The organism is Bradyrhizobium lablabi, assembly GCF_900141755.1.
Classification (GTDB): domain Bacteria; phylum Pseudomonadota; class Alphaproteobacteria; order Rhizobiales; family Xanthobacteraceae; genus Bradyrhizobium; species Bradyrhizobium lablabi_A.
This window is the reverse complement of record NZ_LT670844.1, coordinates 788,457-808,465: the sequence shown is the minus strand read 5'-3', so window position 1 is coordinate 808,465 and position 20,009 is coordinate 788,457. Positions and strand designations below refer to the sequence as shown.

Below are 20,009 nucleotides of genomic sequence, written 5' to 3'. Positions count from 1 at the left end.
ATGGCTGCTTTTGTCACGGGGGCGGCGGGCTTTGTTGGTCTGGCGGTGACCGAAGCGCTGCTGATGCGTGGCGAGCGCGTCATCGGCTTCGATCTTTTTCCGGTTTCCGAACATGCGGCGAGCACGTTCGCCGGTCTTCCCGGCAGGTTCGAACAGGTCATCGGGGACATCCGCGATGCCCAAGGCCTGAAAATCGCGTTGCGTCAGAGTGGTGCCAACTGCGTCCTCAATCTCGCCGCGGTCACCGCTGGTGCGAGCCGTGAGATCGCCGATCCTGTCGGGGTCGTGCGCGTCAACATCGAAGGTGCGGCCGCCACCGTCGAGGCTGCGGCGGCTTGCGGCATCCGGCGCGTGCTGCACCTGAGTTCGGGCTCGGTCTACGGCGCCAGCGGACGAGATGTCGGCTTGCTCACGGAGGATACGCCGCTGCGTCCCGAACAGCTCTATGGCATCACCAAACAGGCCAGCGAGGCGGTCGCATTGCGGCTCGCCGATCTGCATCGGCTCGACCTTTCGATTGGCCGTCTTGGCACCTGTTTCGGCCGATGGGAATATGCAACGAGCGCGCGGGATACGCCGAGTGCCCCGTATCAGATCGTGCAAGCCGCCCGATCAGGCATCCCGGCGATCCTGCCGCGCCCGCATCCGCGCGATTGGTTCTATGCGCGGGATGCGGCGGCCGCTGTACTCGAGTTGCTGTATGCCAGCACCCGTCGGCATCAGGTCTACAATCTGGCAGCTGGGTTCAAATGGTCGATCGCGGATTTCTGCGCGCGGCTGCAACAACTCCGCGTTGGCTTCGAATGGCGTTTCGCCCAGCACGGCGAGCAGGCCAACATCGATTACTACATGCCCTACGATCGCGCTGCCATGGCTATCGATCGCCTGCGTGGCGACACGGCCTTCCTGCCACGCTACAATCTTGACGAGGCGCTGGCTGATTATCTGCAGTGGCTTGGTCCAGCGTTTGACCCAGTTCCCAGGCATGGAGGGACGCCGTCATGACCGGCCTTAGGCTCGCGGATCAGGTGTGGATCGTGACCGGTGCCGCGTCCGGCATCGGCCGCGCCATCGCCCGGCTATTTGCGTCCCAAGGCGCGCGCATCGTGGTTGCAGATGTGACGCAACAGGTTATCGAGGGCGGCATGCCGACCATCGATGTGATTGCGGCGGAGGGCGGCAAGGCCGTCTATGTTCGGACCGACGTCTCGCGGCGCGAGCAGGTTGACGCGACGGTCGCCGAGACCGTCTCCCGTTACGGCCGCCTCGACGGCATCGTCAACAATGCCTGCATTCGTCATGCAAGACCGCTGCTGGAGATGGACGAGGGCGATTGGGAGCGCGTTCTCAAGGTCAATCTGACGGGGACCTATTTGTGTTGTCGCGCGGCCGTCAGGCAAATGATAACTCAGGAGCCGCGCGGCGAGGTCCGGGGGCGGATCGTTAATCTGTCTTCGCAACACGGATTCATCGCCGCGCCGGCCGACATTGCCTATGGCACATCGAAGGCGGCGATTGCTTACCTGACCCGGCAAATCGCGGCCGATTACGCCGCCCACGGCATCGTCTGCAATGCCGTCGCGCCGGGCAAAATCCAGACCGGCGCCACCGGCCGTGCGATCGATCCCGAGGTGCTGGATCGTGCGCATCGGCGGACGCCATGGCCGCGGCTCGGGCTGCCCGATGACGTGGCACGGGCGGCGTTGTTTCTTGCCAGCGATGATGCGAGTTTTGTGACCGGCGTCAATCTGATGGTGGACGGTGGATGGACCGCGGCCTGAGCGTTGCAGGGATCGACAGGAGAGGCGCATGACCAAGCTGGATCTTGCCATTCGTGGCGGCACCGTTGTCACGGCTTCCGACACATTTCGCGCCGATGTCGGCGTTCGCGATGGGCGCATCGTCGCGGTTGCCGCGGAGATCGAGGGAGCGACGCGCGAGATCGACGCCTCCGGGTTGCTGGTGCTTCCGGGCGGCATCGACAGCCACGTGCATATCGCCCAGCCTTCCGGGCCCGATGTCGTGATGGCGGATGACTTCGCTTCGGCGACCGCCGCCGCCGCCGCCGGCGGCAATACCTGCATCATGCCGTTCGCCCTGCAGCAGCGCGGCACGAGTTTGCGCCGATGCGTCGAGGATTACGTGCGTCAGGCAGAGGGCGAATGCCACATCGATGTCTCCATTCACTTGATCATCTCCGATCCTACGCCGGAGGTTCTCGGACAGGAGCTGCCGGCGCTGCTGAAGGCCGGCTACACATCGTTCAAGGTGTTTATGACCTACGACGACCTCGTGCTGAACGACCGGCAACTGCTCGAAGTATTCGAGGTGGCGCGCCGTGAGCGCGCACTCGTGATGGTGCATGCGGAAGGCTATGATGCCATCAAATACATGACCGACCGATTAGAGCGCGCGGGACAGACCTCGCCGTTTTTTCACGCGACCTCCCGCCCGGAGCTGGTTGAGCGTGAAGCGGCACACCGCGCGATCAGTCACGCCGAACTGATCGATGTGCCAATCATGATTGTTCACGTTTCAGGTCGCGAGGCGATGGAGCAGATTCGCTGGGCGCAGCGGCGCGGCCTGAAAGTTTATGCCGAGACCTGCCCGCAATATCTGACGCTGACCGCGGACGATCTTCAGGGTCTGAACATGGAAGGCGCAAAATACGTCTGTTCGCCGCCGCCCCGCGATGCGGCCAGCCAGGCGGCGATCTGGGAAGGCCTGCAGCAGGGCGTGTTCCAGACCTTCTCCTCGGATCACTGCCCGTTCCGATACGAAAGCAGTGAAGGCAAGCTCACGCCCAAGGCCAGAACGTCGTTTCGCTGGGTTCCGAATGGCATTCCGGGGATCGAAACACGGCTGCCGATCCTGTTTTCGGAAGGAGTTTCGGCAGGTCGAATTTCGCTGAACAGGTTTGTCGAGCTAACCTCTACCAATCACGCCAAGATGTACGGTCTTTACCCGCGAAAGGGATCGATCGGCGTCGGCTTCGACGCCGATATCACTTTGTGGGATCCCCACCGTCGCGAGACGATCCGACAGGAGAATCTGCACCACGGCTCCGACTACACCCCGTGGGAGGGCTTCGAGGTTACCGGATGGCCGGTGATGACGATCGCCCGGGGCGAGATTGTTGCACGTGATGGCATGATCGTCGGCAACAAGGGCGCAGGCCGGATTTTGGAGCGAGATATTTCGGCTTACGCCTAAAGTTTTGTTGTGCCGCTTGTTCTTCTCTTGGTGATTTAGCTTCCAATCGGGGTGGATATGATCCCGGAAAAGCGCATATACCGACGCTCGCTCACGCCAAATTTCGCAGTCGGTCCAATCCGTACTACGCCAATCCGCGCTTAAACTTCCTCGAACGAGCGCACGATCGATTGCGGGATAGATCGTCTCGAAAAGTCTAGCGTAGCTCAAAAGCGTGGATCGCTTCGCAGTTCGCGGTAGCGCCAACTTCACGTCAAGGGAGCGATCTCAGAAGCACTATGTTGAGGTAGGTCGATGCCATGTGCAGACAAGATCGGAGAACGGAGCAGGGGGCTGACTGTTTGTCAGGCGGCGTCCGAGATACGCATCTCAACATGCAAGCCGGCGGCTCCGATCATGTTGACCAAGGTATCGAGGCCAAACAATTCGATCTTGCCGCGCATGAGATCAGAGATACGCGGCTGGGTAACCCCAAGAAGCTTCGCAGCCTCCGATTGGCTCAGCCCCGTCCGGGCGATATGATCCTTCAAAGCCATCATCAGCGCGGAACGGAGCTTCATGTTCTCAGCTTGCGCAGGTGTATCCTCAATTGCATCCCACACATTGGCGAAGCGTTTCTTGCTCATCGACCTAGCTCCTTTAACAAATCCCGGTAACGCTGGGCGGTTAGGTTCATATCCGTCTTGCTCGTTTTCTGCGTCTTCTTCTGGAAACAGTGCAACACGTAGACGGCGTCGTCGAACTTTGCCACATACAACACTCTGAATGCTCCCGCGGCATCCCGAATCCGAATTTCGCGTACCCCTCGACCGACCGCATTCATGGGCTTCCAGTCGTCTGGCTCGCGCCCTCGCTGGATTTGGTCAAGCTGATATCCCGCCTCACCCCGGGCCGCCTCCGGAAACGCGCGTAAATCCTCCAGTGCGCTACCTCGGAACTCGACGGGCTTGGAAACCATCATTAAGACCAGCTATACAAAATTTTGTATGTGACGGCAAGTCTTGCCCGCCGCTGTTGGCCGAGCGGCAAAATCACCGCAGCGTCGCCGTCCCTGTCGCGGTACTGCATGGGTGTGATCAGTACTGCGATGCAGTACCGATCGAGGTTGAAATAGGTGAGAATAATCAAGTGATCGGATCAAGCCTTTGAAAGGAAAAGAAAATGCTTTAGCTCTGGTGCTTCAGATTGTCTGTCGGACCATTATCGATTGGACGGACAAGAGTAATAAATTCGAATGAAAACAAGATGTTAGACCTTCGCTTCTCCGTGGCCCCGATGATGGATTGGACCGACCGGCATTGCCGCGTCTTCCACCGCCTGATGACGCGGCGGAGCCTGCTTTACACCGAGATGCTGACGACGCCCGCCATCCTTCATGGCGATCGCAAGCGGCTGCTCGGATTCGATCCGTGCGAACATCCGGTGGCACTTCAGCTTGGCGGCTCGGATCCGCGCGAACTCGCGGCGGCTGCCAAAATCGGCGAGGATTTCGGCTATGACGAGATCAACCTCAATGTCGGCTGCCCGTCGGACCGGGTGAAGGACGGCCGCTTCGGTGCCTGCCTGATGGCGGAGCCGGCGCTGGTCGCCGCTTGCGTGGAGGCCATGAAGCGCGCGGTCGGCATTTCCGTCACGGTGAAGTGCCGGATCGGCATCGATGATCAGGATCCGGAAACGGCGCTCGATGCGCTCGCGCGCGGCGTCGTCAATGCCGGCGCGGACGCGCTGATCGTCCACGCCCGCAAAGCCTGGCTCAACGGATTATCGCCGAAGGAAAATCGTGACATCCCGCCGCTCGATTATGACAGGGTCTATCGGCTGAAGGCCGCCATGCCAAACATGCCCGTCATCATCAATGGCGGGATCGCAAGCCTCGCGGAGGCCAAAGCGCACCTCGGCTTTGTCGACGGCGTCATGCTGGGCCGCGCCGCCTATCAGGAGCCATGGCGGCTGTTGTCGGCCGATCCCGAACTGTTCGGCGAGGCCGCGCCGCACGCGACCATGAAGCAGGTGTTCGAGGCCATGATGCCCTATATCGAAAGCGAACTCGCGCTAGGCACGCGGCTGCATTCGATCACGCGGCATTTTGTCGGTGCGTTTCACGCGGTGCCCGGCGCGCGGGCGTTTCGCCGTCACCTCGCTGAGAACGGCGTCAAACCGGGCGCTGGTGTGAATGTCCTGCGCGATGCGATCGCGCTGGTCGAGGACCGCGTTGCATTGGCAGCGTAATTCCAAAGCGTTTTCGAGCGAAGCGGATACCGGTTCGCGTGAAAAATGCGCGTCAAAAAAAGATTTTATGGATAGCCGTGCAGCATCAGCCGGTCGGCATGCACTTCCCAGCTTTCCAGCCGATCGAGAAAACTCATGCCGAGCAAGTTGGTCTTCATCTGCCCATGCGGCACCACCAGCGCCGGCACCGAGCGCTCTACGAGCTTGCCGATGGCGAGGCGGTCGAGCGTCAGCCGTGCCGCCCTGGTGTGCCCGCCGGCGGTCTCGACGTCGACGTCGTATTCGAGCAACTCCAGCGGCAGTCCGGCAGCCTTGGCGGTCTCATAGGTCAGCACCACCGAGGTCGCGCCGGTATCGATCACCATCGGCGCGACGACGCCGTTGATCCTGGCCAGTAGCGCGAATTCGCCGCCCTGGCCGCGCGCGATCTGCACGGCGCGCGCAGGAGCCGCGGCGCGCTTGCGCAATAATTCGGAGACGGTGTCGCCCGCGCGCGCGATCCGTTCGGGGTCGCCATAAGCCACCACAGCGCCGGCGGTCGCCACCAGCACCAACAGGACAAGCAGGAGGCGGCTCACGGCGCGCCTCCGATGCAGCTATGGCTCAGCCGGCTTTCGAAGTGCTGGCGGCCTCGGGCGGCACCAGACCGGCTTCCGCCATGCGCGGCGCGAGCTCCGCCATCACCGCAAGCCGCTCCGCGCGCTCCATCCGGTGCCAGCGCGCGATCTCCGGAAGCGTACGTCCACAGCCAAAACAAAGGCTGGTTCTGGGGTCGATCATACAGACGGCGATGCACGGCGTATCTATACTCATGGTTCGATAGTGAAACGGATTCGGTCGCGTGTGCAAGCGCCCCAATCATCTTCGGATTCCTGATCCGGTTGGTCATCCGATTCATAATCCGGTCCCCGCGCTCATGATCGGCTTGTTGCGCGGGCGGCGCTTGTCGTCGGCGGTCGCTGTGCCAGCGGTTTCCGGCTGCAGCGGCGGCGCCTCCTCGGCCATCGGCGCGAGCGCCGACATCACGCGCTCCGGCGGGAAGGTGATGATCACTTCGGTGCCGATGCGCAGTTTTGATTTCAGCGTAAACGTGCCGCCGTGCATGTCGATCAGGCTTTTCGCGATCGGCAGCCCAAGGCCCGCACCCTGTTCGGCTGACTTGATCGAATTAGAGCCCTGGCCGAAGGACGCCAGCACGATCGGGATTTCATCCTCCGCAATCCCGGAGCCGGTATCCTTGACGCTCAGATATTGTCCGCCCGAGGCGGTCCATCCGGCCTTGAGCCAGATCTCGCCGCCTTGGGGGGTGAACTTGATCGAGTTTGACAACAGATTGAGCACGATCTGCCGTGTCGCGCGCTCATCGCCCCAGATGCGCGGCATGCCCTGCTCGAACACTTCGTGAATGGTGATGCCGCGGCTTGAGGCGCGCAGCTTCAAGAGATGATGGCAGTCGGCGACGACATGCACGAGCGATACCGCCTCTTCGTTGAGCTCGTACCTTCCGGCTTCGATCCGCGACAGGTCGAGGATTTCGTTGATGAGGTTGAGCAGGTGTACGCCCGAATTATGAATATCGGCCGAATATTCCTTATACACAGGCACCGTGTGGGCGCCGAAAATCTCGCTCTTCATCACCTCGGAAAATCCGAGGATCGCGTTCAGCGGCGTGCGCAATTCGTGGCTCATTTGCGCCAGAAACCGCGATTTTGCGACGTTGGCGGATTCGGCGCGATGCCGCGCCTCGTCCGAGATTGCCTTCGCCTGCTCGAGTTCGCCGATCAGCGCATCTTTCTCGGCGCGCGCCTCCAGCGTCGCCAGCGTGGTCGAATGCAGGCGGTGGGCAAGCAGCGCGAAATAGCCCTCGGCGGCGACCGCGAGCAACGCCAGCACGTAATTGTCGAATGAACCGCTCAGCACGAAATTCAGCGCAATCGCCGCGGTGACCGGCGCGGTCGCCGCGAGCGCTGCGATCGGCAGGCTCGCCGCGAGCATGCTCGAGACCGCGATCACCAACAGGATCAGGAACATCATCAGCGCGTTCGAAACCGCGTCGGGGCTCGCCGGGTGAATCAGGATCGTGGTCCAGCACAGCCCGTAGAACAGATCGAGCAGCACGAACTGCGTCCGCCACTTGCGGGTTCGGGTCAGCGAGGGCTTCTCCAGCAGGAATCTGCGGCAATTGCGGATGGTGACGGCGTGGATGCAGAGCATGCCGCAGGTCCAGGCCGCGGCCGAAACCGGCTGCATCCAGAAGCCGAACAACAGGCCAGATGCTACCACGAGCAGCATCACGACATAGGATGCCGACAGCCGGGTCTGGGCATATTGCCGAAGCAATTCGCGATCGAAAGCGGGACGGGTTCCGCTGGTTGACGTTAACCGATCCCGCGCCTCGCGGACCCGCTGCGCGGCGATGCGGCGGTGACTTGCCGGCACGGCGACAGGCGGTTCAGCCGGAAGCTGCACAACTTCGGGCTTATCTGCGGGTTTACTCATCAAACAACACAAATCCTGCCCGCGGACGGCGCGAGCTTTTGCATTGTCTATCTCTGGCGCTAAATCCTTAAGAGGTGACTTAAAGCGCTAAAGAATCACGTTAATGGGAGGTTAAATTAACCTCTCTCGCGTGGGCCGGAACCCTAGCGTTCCAGCCGCGCGAGCAGGCTCGAGGTGTCCCAGCGCTTGCCGCCCATCTTCTCGACTTCCGCGTAGAACGCATCGACCAGCGCCGTCACCGGCAGGCTCGCGCCGTTGCGCCGGGATTCGGCGATGCAGATCGAGAGATCCTTGCGCATCCATTCGACCGCAAAGCCGAAATCGTACTTGCCCTCGGCCATGGTCTTGTAGCGGTTCTCCATCTGCCAGGATTGCGCGGCGCCCTTCGAGATGGTGTCGATCACGGCCGCGACATCGAGCCCGGACTTCTTGGCGAAATGGATGCCTTCCGAAAGGCCCTGAACCAGTCCGGCGATGCAGATCTGGTTGACCATTTTTGTCAATTGGCCGGACCCCGCAGGTCCGAGCCGCTTGCACATCCTTGCATAGGCCGCGATGAGCGGCTCGGCGGCGGCATAGGCTTCCTCGCTGCCGCCGCACATCACGGTCAAAACGCCGTTTTCCGCGCCGGCTTGGCCGCCGGAAACCGGGGCGTCGACGAACCTGAAACCGCGTTTGGTCGCCTCCGCATCGAGCTCGCGGGCGATTTCGGCGGATGCGGTGGTGTGATCGACGAAAGTTGCGCCCTTTTTCATGCCTGCAAAAGCGCCATCGGCGCCGAGCGTGACGGCGCGCAGGTCGTTGTCATTGCCCACGCAGCACATCACGAAATCCTGACCCTCGGCCGCGGCTTTTGGCGTCGGCGCGGTCTTGCCGCCGAATTTTTCCGCCCAGGCTTGCGCCTTGGCCGGCGTCCGGTTGTAGACCGTTATCTCGTGGCCACCCTTTTTCACCAGGTGTCCTGCCATGGGGAAACCCATCACGCCGAGACCGAGAAAAGCGACTTTAGCCATGTTTTTAGACCTTGTTTTAGAACTTGGGGTTTCGCCGGCGTCGAACGGCCGGACTATCATGATTGAGACAAGGCGGGGGCTGGTTCGGTCCTCGAAACAGGTTCCGCGCAAGACTTAAGGGAGCGCGCACAATAAACCCTCGGGCGTGAAGGGCAACGCCCCCGTTTGACGCGCGGGTCCCCTTTGCTGCGCGGGACCCATTTTGCTGCGCAGGACCCATGTTGCTGCGCAGGACCATGTTGCTGCGCAGGCTCGGTTTTGTGCTAGGATCAGCCATCGGCATCAGCAATTTCAAGAACAAAGGGAGTGACACCGATGAGCGTCAGTGTAGGCGTGCTCGACCATTTCAACATCCGGACCCGCCACCTCGCCGACACCGTCCGGTTCTACGAGGATATTCTGGGGCTGGAGAAGGGCGCCCGGCCGAACTTCGCTTTCCCCGGAGCGTGGATGTATTCCGAGGGCAAGGCGGTGGTGCATCTGGTCGATATTTCCAAGACCGAGGAGCCGCAGAAGCCGGATTCCGGCGTCGTCCACCACGTCGCTTTTGCCAGCTACGGTTTCGCCGGCATGAAGCGGCGGCTGGAGTCCAAAGGCATGGCATTCGACTCGCGGCAGGTTCCGGGCGGCGACCTCTGGCAGATCTTCGTCAATGACCCCAACGGCGTCATGATCGAGCTGAATTACGAGGCCGCCAAGGAGCAGGGCGAAGCGGCGCCCCTCGAGCGGGCGGATGACGTCGGGGCGAGGTAGCCTTTCGAGCGGTAAGGCTCTATGGGTCGCATCCAATACTCGCTAGGAGATGCGCCGTGAGCGTAACGCAGCAGCAGGTTCTCGATGCGCTGGCCAAGGTGGCGTCGCCGCGCGGCACCGCGTTGACCGCGGCTAATGTGCTGTCGGCGGTCTCGGTGACCGACGGCAAGGTGTTTTTCTCGATCAATGTCGATGCCGCGGAAGCCCGCGCCTGGGAAAGCGTACGCGCCCAAGCCGAAGCCGCGGTGCGCGCCATTCCCGGCGTCACCGTGGCTTTGATTGCGCTCACCGCGGAACGCAAGGCGGGCGCCGCCGCCGCGCCGGCTCCGTCGGCACATCGCCACACCCACGGCGTGCCGCCGGTCTCGGCGCATCGGCCGCCGCAGTCTCCGACATCGCCGATGTCGAAGCAGGCGGAAATTCCCGGCATTGCCGCGGTCATCGCGGTGGCCTCCGGCAAAGGCGGCGTCGGAAAATCAACCACCGCGCTCAATCTGGCGCTGGGCTTGCGCGATCTCGGTCTGCGCGTCGGCCTGCTGGACGCCGACATCTATGGGCCGTCGGTGCCGCGGTTGACCGGGATTCGCGAGAAGCCGCAGCTCAACGACGACAAGAAGATGATTCCGATTCCGCGTTTCGGCCTCGCCATCATGTCGATCGGCTTCCTGGTCGAAGAGGATACCGCCATGATCTGGCGCGGGCCGATGGTGATGTCGGCGATCACCCAGATGCTGCGCGACGTCGCATGGGGTACGCTCGATATTCTCGTGGTCGACATGCCTCCCGGCACCGGCGATGCGCAACTGACGCTGGCGCAGAACGTGCCTCTCAAGGGTGCGGTGATCATCTCGACCCCGCAGGATCTTTCCCTGATCGATGCGCGGCGGGGACTGGCAATGTTCAAGAAGGTCAACGTGCCGGTGCTCGGCATTGTCGAGAATATGAGCTATTTCCAGTGCCCGCATTGCGGCACGAAGTCGGACATCTTCGGTCACGGCGGCGCGCGGCACGAGGCCGAGCGGCTCGCGGTGCCTTTTTTAGGCGAAATTCCGCTGCATATGTCGATACGCGCCACCTCTGATTCGGGGACCCCGGTGGTGGAGAGCGAGCCGGACGGCCCGCACGCCGCGATCTACCGGGCGATCGGGGCCAAGGTCCGCGATCAGCTCAAGGGCGTCATCGCCGCGGCCTGAGCCGCTTTCCGAAGCCCGTATGCGACTTTCGTTTAATCAGTCCAGTCATGCCTTTGTTGCGTATTCTGTCGCCGAACTTCCGTGTTAAAGCCCCCCGCCAGAGCGCCCTCCGGTTGACGCCGAAATTGCCTCGCCGAGTAAACTGCTCCAGGAAATCCGGGAAACCCCGTTACAAAACGCCCCTGCAAGGAGATACCTTAAATGAAGCGTCGTGATTTTTTAAAAGTGTCCGCAACCGGTGCCGCGGTGACCGCCGTCGCCTCGCCGGCGATCGCGCAGTCCTCGCCCGAGATCAAGTGGCGCATGACGTCGAGTTTCCCGAAGTCGCTCGATACGCTTTACGGCGGCTCCGAATACTTCGCGAAACAGGTTGCCGAGATGACCGACAACAAGTTTCAGATCCAGGTGTTTCCCGCCGGTGAAATCGTTCCGGGCCTGCAGGCGCTGGACGCGACCTCCAACGGCACCATCGAGATGAGCCACACCGTCTCGTATTATTACGTCGGCAAGGATCCGACCTTTGCGATCTACGCCTCGGTGCCGTTCGGCCTCAACGCGCGTCAGCAGAATTCGTGGTGGTATCAGGGCGGCGGCATGGAGCTCGGCAACGAGTTCTTCAAGAAGTTCGGCGTGATCGCGTTTCCCTGCGGCAACACCGGCACCCAGATGGGCGGCTGGTTTCGCAAGGAGATCAAGACGGTCGCCGATCTCTCCGGACTGAAGTTCCGCATCGGCGGCATTGCCGGTCAGGTGCTGCAGAAGGTCGGCGTGGTGCCGCAGCAGCTCGCCGGCGGCGACATCTATCCCGCGCTCGAGAAGGGCACCATCGACGCCGCCGAATGGGTCGGTCCCTATGACGACGAGAAACTCGGTTTTCAGAAGGTCGCCAAGTACTATTACTATCCCGGCTTCTGGGAAGGCGGCCCGACGGTGCACGCGTTCTGCAATCTGGAGAAGTGGAATTCGTTGCCGAAGAACTATCAGGCCATCGTCAACAACGCGACGGCGAATGCCAACACCTGGATGGCCGCGCGCTACGACATGCAGAATCCGGCCGCGTTGAAGCGCCTGGTCGCCGGCGGCACGCAGCTTCGTCCCTTCACCAACGAAGTGCTGGAAGCCTGCCTGAAGGCGACCAACGAATTGTGGACCGAGATTTCCGCGAAGAATCCCGACTTCAAGAAATCGATCGAGGCGATGCAGGCCTATCGCTCGGATCAATATCTGTGGTGGCAGGTCGCCGAATACACTTTTGATAGTTTCATGATCCGCTCGCGCACCCGCGGCTGATCGCTAAGCCTTAAGTACTACACCAAAAGCCCGGCGTCAGCGGAGGTCGGGCTTTTTGCGTTGCGGGAACTCAGCAGCAGCTTCGCCTTTCAAATCTACTTCTGAATCCATGCTACTGATTGATCAAAGAACTCTTTGGTACGCCAAAGGCTGCGATCCCATCGACCATCGATATGGGTAAGAGCATTTTTAGCGGTCTCGCGATCGGAAGCCGCATATGCCATGAAACACAGGGCGCTCCAGTCCTGGTCCCGTAAACCGTAACGCATTTCCCGCGCAGCATGCCATGTTGCGCGGCCCTCTTTCATCCGGTCATTTACAAACACCCCGCACGTCAGCATGAGCCTTGGGCTGTTCAGCCCTGAAGCGGGCTTGAAGCTCCTCCTGCAAAGCGTCATAGCCGGCCTTGCTAAGTATCTCCCCCTCATATGACCAGAAGCATTCGGTTTCGCCTCTTGGCCTCACGCAGAACGATGACCCCCGCCTATCCTCGACCATGACCATTTTGCCGTCGCCCAGCCGCACGCACTGGCCGGTAGCTTCCTTTTCATTCTGCCACTTCTCTTCTGCCTCGTAGTCCCCGCTACGCGCCAACTGGTCGAATCGACGCAAGTCATCCGGCGACTTGCACGCAAAATTACGTTGACCTGCTGTTGCACAAGCCCAATCCCCGACAGAAGTGGCCCTACTTGAACGGCATTTCCGCTTTGCCCCGTGGACGGACATCGCTAGGCCGCCATGGCAGGTGGCCAGCGGCGGCCGTGATGCCGATCCCGCATTACTTACCGTCGGATTGATCTCGGTGCTCCCCGTCGCGCGTGCCGACGACGTTCAGCATATCGATGTGTTTAAGGAATTTCTCTGCGGTGCTTTCAACTTCCGGTTCAACAACGCCCGCCATCCGCCGAAGTTCTCGAACCCTTTCGACGAGCTTTTTCTTCGGTTCGAGAAAGATCGGGGCCATACGTTTCAGCAACTCTCCAAGTCCTTTGCTGACAACGGCAAGCTCATCCACAAAGTCGGCCAATTGTTCTATTTGTAGAGGTGAATGCTTCTTGGATTTGGTCCGCGTGTCGTATTTGCTTGGCTTTAACGACGGCAGAAGCATCTCAATGTCCTCGCCTGCCACAATAGCCTCAATTCCCTTTCCGCTCTCAAGCGCATGATGCGCAAGCCGCACGCGCGTATCGTTAAGCTTCTTGAGCCGATTTGCGATCACAGTCCAATCCGGTCGGAGCGCCCGATATCGAGGGTCCATCTCGAAAAGCTCGTCAATGATCGCGAGCCAAGAGTGAAAGTTTGCAATCGAATAAAGGATCAGACCTGCCTTTTCCTGTTTCGTGTCCAACAGCAGGGCTGCGATGACAACGAGGCCGCTCTCGGTCCTGGACCAAGCTGAGATGCCCTTACCAATGGCGCCGTAGTAATTCTCCGTTAACTCGATCCTCAATTCTTCAAGCTCTGTAATGTCTGCTTCTGTCGGTTCTTCTTCGTTCATTGGCTCGGCACCTCCTGCAAGCGCGATTGTTCCTGCCTCAACATGCTAACACAGTGCATCCGCCGTGGGCATTACGGTGACAGTGCACGTAACCTATGGGATAATGCGCATCACCGAAGTGCGTCCGCCGCTCGCGATCCCTCCAGGATGCCAGAACCCGCGTAGCCGGAATCACGCGCCCCCGCCATGAACCTCGCCAGTGCCGTAGCCCCGGGTGAAGCGCAGCGAAACCCGGGGCGATCCCGGTTGCTGTTCTCTCCGCCCGGACTACGGCTTGCGCCAAAACAGAAAATTCGTGAACGATCTCAGGCTGATTTGGGTCGTCCAGATCGCTTCGCAAAAATATTCCGCTTCGTGATTTGCCCAAATCACCTTTAGGACTCCCGCCATCCCGTCCCACACAGAGGGGCGTTTCGCGATCGTCACGGACGTAGGGTCGGGATGTGGTGGACGCAGGTGGCGCCAAAGACGAGGGCGCTTTCTTGCGGACGGAGAAGGCGTGTGGTCCTGACACCCCGACGCTGGTGTCAAGCTCTTGAGAAGCAAGCTTCTCAGGGGTGACGGTGGCAAAAGAGCCCGGTCGCCGGGGAGAGCGCGCAGGAAACCGTTAAAACCATTGCGCGGGGAGTGCCGGGTGATTCCGGTGTGACCTGACTAACGCGTGTGCGTTCTACCACTACCATTGCACACGCGGCTATCGGGCGCATCGGGCGCCCGGCATTCCCTGTGCCCTCTGATCTCTGAGGGCGGGACATCAAAGCAAACCTCGCGCGAAACACGCGGCGAGATCGCGAAGCTGTATGTGTTTGAAATTCGAATCCGTAGCGCACCCCCGTCATCATCCGCCAAAGCGGATGATTTTTGCGTTGCGGCAAGCCAGTTCGTCATGGAATTCCGCACGAGGATGGACCATGCTGGCGTCAAGCCTCGAAACGAAGGCGAGCGGCACGTCTCACATCACCAAGGGGAGGGAAATTCATGAAACGTCGTGACTTCATCAAGGCGACCGGCGTGGGCGTCGCGGGGGCAACCATTGCCGCGCCTGCGATCGCGCAATCGAGCCCGGACATCAAATGGCGCATGACCTGTAGCTGGCCGAAATCGCTTGATACGCTTTACGGCGGCGCTGAGTTGATGGCCAAGGCGGTTGGTGAAGCGACCGATAATAAATTCCAGATCCAGGTGTTCGCCGCCGGCGAAATCGTCCCTGCTCTGCAAGTCGTCGATGCCGTGCAGAACGCCACCGTCGAGATGGGGCACACCGCGTCCTATTATTATTTCGGCAAGGATCCCACCTTCGCCTTTGGTACCTCGGTTGCCTTCGGTCCCAATTCACGTGCCAATCAGGGTTGGTACACCCTCGGCGGCGGCAAGGAAGTGCTCAACGAGTTTTACAAGAACTACAACGTCATCTCGCTGCTCGCAGGGCAGACCACCTGCCAGATGGGCGGCTGGTTCCGCAAGGAGATCAACACCGTCGACGATCTCAAGGGCCTCAAATTCCGGATCGGCGGATTCCCGGGACGCGTGTTGCAGAAACTCGGCGCGGTGCCGCAGCAAATCGCGGCCGGCGACATCTATCCGGCGCTGGAGAAGGGCACCATCGATGCCGCCGAATGGGTCGGTCCCTATGACGACGAGAAGCTCGGCTTCTACAAGGTCGCGCCGCATTATTACTATCCCGGCTGGTGGGAAGGCGGCGCGATCCTTCTCGCCTTCATCAACCTGGACAAGTGGAACAGCCTGCCGAAGAGCTATCAGGCGATCCTCGAGCAGGCCGGGCATTATGCCAATACCTGGATGACGGCGAAATACGATCTGGTCAATCCGCCGGCGCTGAAACGTCTGCTCGCCGCCGGCACCAAGTTGCACGGCTTCTCGCCCGCGATCATGGAAGCGTGTTTCAAGGCGGCAAAGGAGCTGCATGAGGAGATTTCCTCGACCAACGCCAGCTTCAAGAAGGTCTATGACTCGCTGAACGCCTATACCAACCCGGCCTATCAGTGGTTCCAGGTCGCCGAACTCGCTTACGATTCATTCATGGCGCGCCATCTGCGCGCATGATCGCGGCTCGCAAGCAAAAGCCCCGGAGCGCGGTTCCGGGGCTTTTTTATGCGGCTATCTCGGCGCGCCTACTTGAATTTCGGCGGCTCGCTGAAATCGAGCGGCGGCAATTCGATTTGCGGCACGTTGAAGTTGACCTTGTTCGGATCGACCGTCGAGGGCTTGTCGAGCAGCGCGGTGACGGTGATCGGAAACGCAATCACCAGCACCACCATGATGACCTGCAACCCGACCCATGGCAGCGCGCCCCAGTAGATGTCGGAACTCTTGACTTCCTTGGGTGCGACGCCGCGCAAATAAAACAGCGCGAAACCGAACGGCGGGTGCATGAACGACGTCTGCATGTTCACGCACAGCATGACGCCGAACCAGATCAGCGCCGCATCCGCGCCGACCACCGGCGCCAGTATCTTCTGCGCGATCGGCGCGATCATCGGCAGGATGATGAAAGCGATTTCGAAGAAGTCCAGAAAGAACGCCAGGAAGAAGATGAACAAATTGATGAAGATCAAAAATCCCCAGACGCCGCCCGGCAGCGAGGTCAGCATATGCTCCAGCCATACGCCGCCGGAGACGCCGAGGAAGACGACGGAGAAGCAGGTCGAGCCGATCAGGATGAACACCACCATGGTGGTGATGCGCATGGTGGTCTCGTAGCCCTGCTTGATCAGGCCGCGCAGTTCGGGAATGCGAACCGCCTCAAGACAGACCCAGACCACCGCGAAATAGGTGACGACAAAGGCGAGCTTGAAGATCAGCCCTTCGGTCAGGAAGATTCCGACCATGGTGCCGATGCCGCAGGCGATCACGCCGATGATCAGGATCTTGCGGCCGGTAGTGGAAAAATCCTTGCTGTGGATCGCGGCGAGCACGATGGCGCCGACGGCGCCCATCGCGCCGGCTTCGGTCGGGGTCGCCAGACCGAGCATCATGGTGCCGAGCACGACGAAGATCAGCACCGCCGAGGGAATGATGCCGAGCAGGCATTTTCGCCACAACGGCCAGCCGGTCAGTGTCAGCGCGGTTTTCGGTACCGCCGGCACATGGTCCGGTTTGAAGATGCTGAGCAGGAAGGTGTAGCCGGCAAACAGCAGGATCTGGAAGATCGAGGGGCCCCAGGCGCCGAGATACATGTCGCCGACCGACTTGCCGAGCTGGTCGGCGAGGACGATCAGCACCAGCGACGGCGGCACTAACTGGGTGATGGTGCCCGATGCCGCCAGCACGCCGGTGATATAGCGCATGTTGTAGCCGTAGCGGATCATCACCGGCATCGAGATCAGCGCCATGGCGATGACCTGCGCCGCCACCGTGCCGGTGATGGCGCCGAGGATGAAGCCGACAATGATCACGGAATAACCGAGGCCGCCGCGGATCGGCCCGAACAACTGGCCCATCGAATCGAGCATGTCTTCGGCCAATCCACAGCGCTCCAGGATCGCGCCCATGAAGGTGAAGAATGGAATAGCCAGCAACAGGTCGTTGGCGAGCACGCTGCCGAATACGCGGCCCGGTATCGCCTGCAGGAAATTAAGGTCGAAGAATCCGAGATGGATCGCGAGAAAGCCGAACGAGAGTCCGACCGCGGCAAGCGTAAACGCCACCGGAAAGCCGATCAGCATGGCAAGCACCAGCCCGCCGAACATCAGCGGTGGCATCATCTCCAGCGTAATCATTGCGTCGGCCTCTCGTATTTCGCATCGATCGTCACCAGGTTCTGCAGCGCGGCGATGCGCTTGATGACTTCCGATACGCCTTGCAACGCCAGCATCACAAAGCCTGCCGGGATCACGAATTTGATCGGCCAGCGTACCAGGCCGCCGGCATTGCTCGACAATTCACCCACCGCATAGGCCTGATAGAAGAACGGCCAGGACAGATAGGCGAGCAACAGACAGGCCGGGATCAGGAAGAACAGCGTGCCGATCAGGTCGAGCCAGAGCTGGCCGCGCTCGGAGAGGAACAGATAGAAGATCTCGACCCGGACATGCTCGTTGCGCTTGAAGGTGTAGGAGGCGCCGAACATCACCAGCACGGCAAACATGTACCATTGCAGCTCGAGCCAGCCGTTCGAACTGTAGCTGAACGCGTAGCGGATCATCGCATTGCCGGCGCTGACGATGCAGGCGGCCAGCACCAGGAAATTGCAGATGTAGCCGATCTTTTCGTTGATCTGGTCGATCGCGGCGCTAACCGCCAACAATGGGCGCATCATCTTCTCTCCGGCGGTCGTCAAAACGCGCCGATCGGTTCAACTGATATCGCTTTGCCACCGCGCGGGGAACGCGTGGAGCCACGACACTTGCAAGACACGACACTTGCAAGAAATGGCTCATTCGCAGGAGCGATTGCAACGATAGTCCTCCCCCAATTAACGCCTCAGCCGTCTTGACTGCAGCCCTTAGGCGCAGCGGCTTTTCCAGCCGGGCTAGCATGAAGCCGCCGCACCATTTCAGCGCGCGGCGCCGCCGTCAATTGGAAGTTTGTTGATTATGAAGGGGAATATTCGCCCGCGGGCGCGCTTACGGGCGCGCTGCGACCTCAACCGCCGGTAACGCTCATATGGCGGCTGACACTCGGGCGGTTGTGGCGGCGATCGATGATGAAGTCGTGGCCCTTCGGCTTGAGGCCGATGGCGCGGTCGATCGCTTGGGCCAGCAGCGCGTCGTCGGCGGAGGCTCGCAGCGGTTTGCGCAGGTCGGAGGCATCCTCGTGGCCGAGGCAGGTATGTAACGTTCCGGTGCAGGTGATCCGCACCCGGTTGCAGGCCTCGCAGAAATTATGCGTCATCGGGGTGATGAAGCCGAGCTTGCCGCCGGTTTCGCTGACGCGAACGTAACGCGCCGGGCCGCCGGTGTTATCGTCGAGGTCGGTCAGCGTGTATTGCTTGGCGAGCCGCGCGCGCACGAGCGACAGCGGCACGTACTGGTCGATACGGCCTGCGCCGATGTCGCCCATCGGCATCACCTCGATCAGCGTTAGCCCCATGCCCTTGCCGTGCGCCCACTCCATCAGCGCGGGGATTTCATCCTCGTTCAGGTTCTTCAGCGCCACCGCGTTGATCTTGACGGCAAGTCCTGCCGACCGCGCGGCCTCGATGCCGGCCATCACCTTGTCGAGCTCGCCCCAACGGGTGATGGCGCGGAATTTTGCTTGATCGAGCGTATCCAGCGACACGTTGATGCGACGAACCCCGCAGTCGCGCAATTCGCCGGCGAAGCGCGACAGTTGCGAGCCATTGGTGGTCAGCGTCAGTTCATTGAGCGCGCCGGTTTTGAGATGGCGTGACAGCGAACGCACCAGCGACATCACGTTGCGGCGGACCAGCGGCTCGCCGCCGGTCAGGCGCAGCTTTCGCACGCCCTTGGCGATGAATGCCGTGCAGAGCCGGTCGAGCTCTTCCAGCGTGAGCAGATCGGCCTTGGGCAGGAATGTCATGTCTTCCGACATGCAATAGAAGCAGCGCAGGTCGCAGCGATCGGTGACCGACACCCGCAAATAGCTGATGGTCCGGCCGAACGGGTCGGTCATCGGACGATCCAGCGATGCGGAGGGACTGAATAAGGGTCCGTTCATTCAATGCGCCTTGTCACTGCGGCTTTGGTTCCACTGTGACAATCTATGCACGATGCGACCCGCGTACAATCCGCAAAGCTCGATCTGGTGCGGTGCGAGCGATCAACGGCTCGGCGTGGCGGGCGCGGGCGGTTGCGATGCGTCGGGGAATGGCGAACCCGCCGGCTCGGGCGCTGCGGCGGTGCCCTTGGGCGTTTTCGGCTTCTTCGGCTTCAGCATCCTTTTCCGTGCGGCCTTGGGCGGCGGGCCGGCCGGCTGAAGCTCGGCGACCACCGGATTGGGATCGAAGGTAGTCGAGGCGGGCGAGGAGAAATCGCCGGGGTTGCGGATCACCTGCACCGGAATCGTCGCCGGCTGGAACCTGTTCAGCGTGTAGGTGACCGAGAAACCGGTGTCGGGAGCGGCAACCGCGACGGAGCAGGGGGTCTTGCAGCTCTGCCCCAGCGAGGTCCGCGCATCGGCTCCGGTCGGCACGGAATCGAGCTGGATCTGCACCGTCGGCGGCGTCGATTTGAAGGCATCCAAGGAAAACGAGGAGCAGCCGGCCAGGCTAGCTCCCGCTACGGCAATCGCGATGACACGACGCATGATCCATCCGTCAATATACTGCGGCTTAAAGCCACAATCCCCGCTTTCGACCATAGGAGCGTCAGGACAGCCGTGCAACCGTGCGGGCCCGCG

General features: G+C 61.1%; 19 protein-coding genes. 8 read left to right on the top strand and 11 right to left on the bottom strand.

The features are described 5' to 3' along the window. The 3 genes from B5526_RS03885 to hydA are packed head-to-tail and all read left to right on the top strand — an operon-like array spanning nucleotide 1 to nucleotide 3,213. Nucleotides 1-1,005, top strand: a complete 1,005-nt coding sequence (locus tag B5526_RS03885; protein ID WP_079537010.1) for an NAD-dependent epimerase/dehydratase family protein — start codon at nucleotides 1-3, stop codon at nucleotides 1,003-1,005. After that, nucleotides 1,002-1,781, top strand: coding sequence for an SDR family NAD(P)-dependent oxidoreductase (locus tag B5526_RS03880; RefSeq protein WP_079537009.1), 780 nt, complete (start codon nucleotides 1,002-1,004; stop codon nucleotides 1,779-1,781). The genes B5526_RS03885 and B5526_RS03880 overlap by 4 nt, the downstream gene beginning before the upstream one ends. Nucleotides 1,782-1,809: 28 nt before the next feature. Further along, complete coding sequence (gene hydA, locus B5526_RS03875) at nucleotides 1,810-3,213, top strand: dihydropyrimidinase (RefSeq protein WP_079537008.1); 1,404 nt, start codon at nucleotides 1,810-1,812, stop codon at nucleotides 3,211-3,213. 344 nt (nucleotides 3,214-3,557) lie between these two features. On the opposite strand, the gene B5526_RS03870 is transcribed toward hydA, so the two are convergent. Together B5526_RS03870 and B5526_RS03865 are read right to left on the bottom strand one after the other, a co-directional pair. Further along, on the bottom strand, nucleotides 3,558-3,839 hold the full coding sequence (locus tag B5526_RS03870) for a helix-turn-helix domain-containing protein (RefSeq protein WP_079537007.1): 282 nt from the start codon (nucleotides 3,837-3,839) through the stop codon (nucleotides 3,558-3,560). Next, nucleotides 3,836-4,174, bottom strand: coding sequence for a type II toxin-antitoxin system RelE/ParE family toxin (locus B5526_RS03865; RefSeq protein WP_079537006.1), 339 nt, complete (start codon nucleotides 4,172-4,174; stop codon nucleotides 3,836-3,838). Before B5526_RS03865 ends, B5526_RS03870 begins: the two co-directional genes overlap by 4 nt. Before the next feature lie 263 nt (nucleotides 4,175-4,437). Here B5526_RS03865 and dusA point away from each other — a divergent pair, with 263 nt between their 5' ends. Beyond that, complete coding sequence (gene dusA / locus B5526_RS03860) at nucleotides 4,438-5,442, top strand: tRNA dihydrouridine(20/20a) synthase DusA (RefSeq protein ID WP_283807628.1); 1,005 nt, start codon at nucleotides 4,438-4,440, stop codon at nucleotides 5,440-5,442. 65 nt (nucleotides 5,443-5,507) lie between these two features. Here dusA and B5526_RS03855 read toward each other — a convergent pair whose 3' ends face one another. The 4 genes from B5526_RS03855 to B5526_RS03840 form a co-directional block, all read right to left on the bottom strand. Next, nucleotides 5,508-6,020 carry a TIGR02281 family clan AA aspartic protease gene (locus tag B5526_RS03855; RefSeq protein ID WP_079537004.1) on the bottom strand — a complete coding sequence of 171 codons (513 nt, stop codon included), beginning with the start codon at nucleotides 6,018-6,020 and terminating at the stop codon, nucleotides 5,508-5,510. A gap of 25 nt (nucleotides 6,021-6,045) precedes the next feature. Further along, nucleotides 6,046-6,255 carry a DUF1289 domain-containing protein gene (locus B5526_RS03850; RefSeq protein ID WP_079537003.1) on the bottom strand — a complete coding sequence of 70 codons (210 nt, stop codon included), beginning with the start codon at nucleotides 6,253-6,255 and terminating at the stop codon, nucleotides 6,046-6,048. 81 nt (nucleotides 6,256-6,336) lie between these two features. Then, nucleotides 6,337-7,941, bottom strand: a complete 1,605-nt coding sequence (locus B5526_RS03845) for a sensor histidine kinase (protein ID WP_079537002.1) — start codon at nucleotides 7,939-7,941, stop codon at nucleotides 6,337-6,339. Between the two features lie 143 nt (nucleotides 7,942-8,084). Beyond that, nucleotides 8,085-9,014, bottom strand: coding sequence for an NAD(P)-dependent oxidoreductase (locus B5526_RS03840; protein WP_079537001.1), 930 nt, complete (start codon nucleotides 9,012-9,014; stop codon nucleotides 8,085-8,087). Between the two features lie 255 nt (nucleotides 9,015-9,269). Between B5526_RS03840 and B5526_RS03835 the strand changes: the two genes are divergently transcribed. The 3 genes from B5526_RS03835 to B5526_RS03825 all read left to right on the top strand — a co-directional run bounded on the left by B5526_RS03835 (nucleotide 9,270) and on the right by B5526_RS03825 (nucleotide 12,190). Then, on the top strand, nucleotides 9,270-9,707 hold the full coding sequence (locus B5526_RS03835; RefSeq protein ID WP_079537000.1) for a VOC family protein: 438 nt from the start codon (nucleotides 9,270-9,272) through the stop codon (nucleotides 9,705-9,707). Nucleotides 9,708-9,763: 56 nt separating this feature from the next. Then, complete coding sequence (locus B5526_RS03830) at nucleotides 9,764-10,900, top strand: Mrp/NBP35 family ATP-binding protein (RefSeq protein WP_079536999.1); 1,137 nt, start codon at nucleotides 9,764-9,766, stop codon at nucleotides 10,898-10,900. 201 nt (nucleotides 10,901-11,101) lie between these two features. Further along, nucleotides 11,102-12,190: a TRAP transporter substrate-binding protein gene (locus B5526_RS03825; protein WP_079536998.1), complete on the top strand. Its 1,089-nt coding sequence runs from the start codon at nucleotides 11,102-11,104 to the stop codon at nucleotides 12,188-12,190. A gap of 778 nt (nucleotides 12,191-12,968) precedes the next feature. Here the strand turns inward: B5526_RS03825 and B5526_RS03815 are convergent. Then, nucleotides 12,969-13,688, bottom strand: coding sequence for a hypothetical protein (locus tag B5526_RS03815; protein ID WP_079536996.1), 720 nt, complete (start codon nucleotides 13,686-13,688; stop codon nucleotides 12,969-12,971). Between the two features lie 978 nt (nucleotides 13,689-14,666). On the opposite strand from B5526_RS03815, the gene B5526_RS03810 reads away from it, so the two are divergent. Then, entirely contained in the window at nucleotides 14,667-15,752 is a 1,086-nt protein-coding gene (locus B5526_RS03810) for a TRAP transporter substrate-binding protein (RefSeq protein WP_079536995.1), read from the top strand. Nucleotides 15,753-15,820: 68 nt separating this feature from the next. Here B5526_RS03810 and B5526_RS03805 read toward each other — a convergent pair whose 3' ends face one another. The 4 genes from B5526_RS03805 to B5526_RS03790 form a co-directional block, all read right to left on the bottom strand. Beyond that, a complete protein-coding gene (locus tag B5526_RS03805; RefSeq protein WP_079536994.1) occupies nucleotides 15,821-17,428 on the bottom strand; it encodes a TRAP transporter large permease in 1,608 nt (535 codons plus the stop codon). Then, the gene (locus B5526_RS03800; RefSeq protein WP_079544675.1) at nucleotides 17,425-17,964 is read right to left on the bottom strand and encodes a TRAP transporter small permease subunit; all 540 of its coding nucleotides are present in this window, start codon (nucleotides 17,962-17,964) and stop codon (nucleotides 17,425-17,427) included. Before B5526_RS03800 ends, B5526_RS03805 begins: the two co-directional genes overlap by 4 nt. Nucleotides 17,965-18,293: 329 nt before the next feature. Then, nucleotides 18,294-19,328, bottom strand: a complete 1,035-nt coding sequence (gene moaA / locus B5526_RS03795) for a GTP 3',8-cyclase MoaA (RefSeq protein ID WP_079536993.1) — start codon at nucleotides 19,326-19,328, stop codon at nucleotides 18,294-18,296. Between the two features lie 102 nt (nucleotides 19,329-19,430). Further along, nucleotides 19,431-19,916, bottom strand: coding sequence for a hypothetical protein (locus tag B5526_RS03790; RefSeq protein WP_079544674.1), 486 nt, complete (start codon nucleotides 19,914-19,916; stop codon nucleotides 19,431-19,433). Nucleotides 19,917-20,009 lie beyond the last annotated feature (93 nt).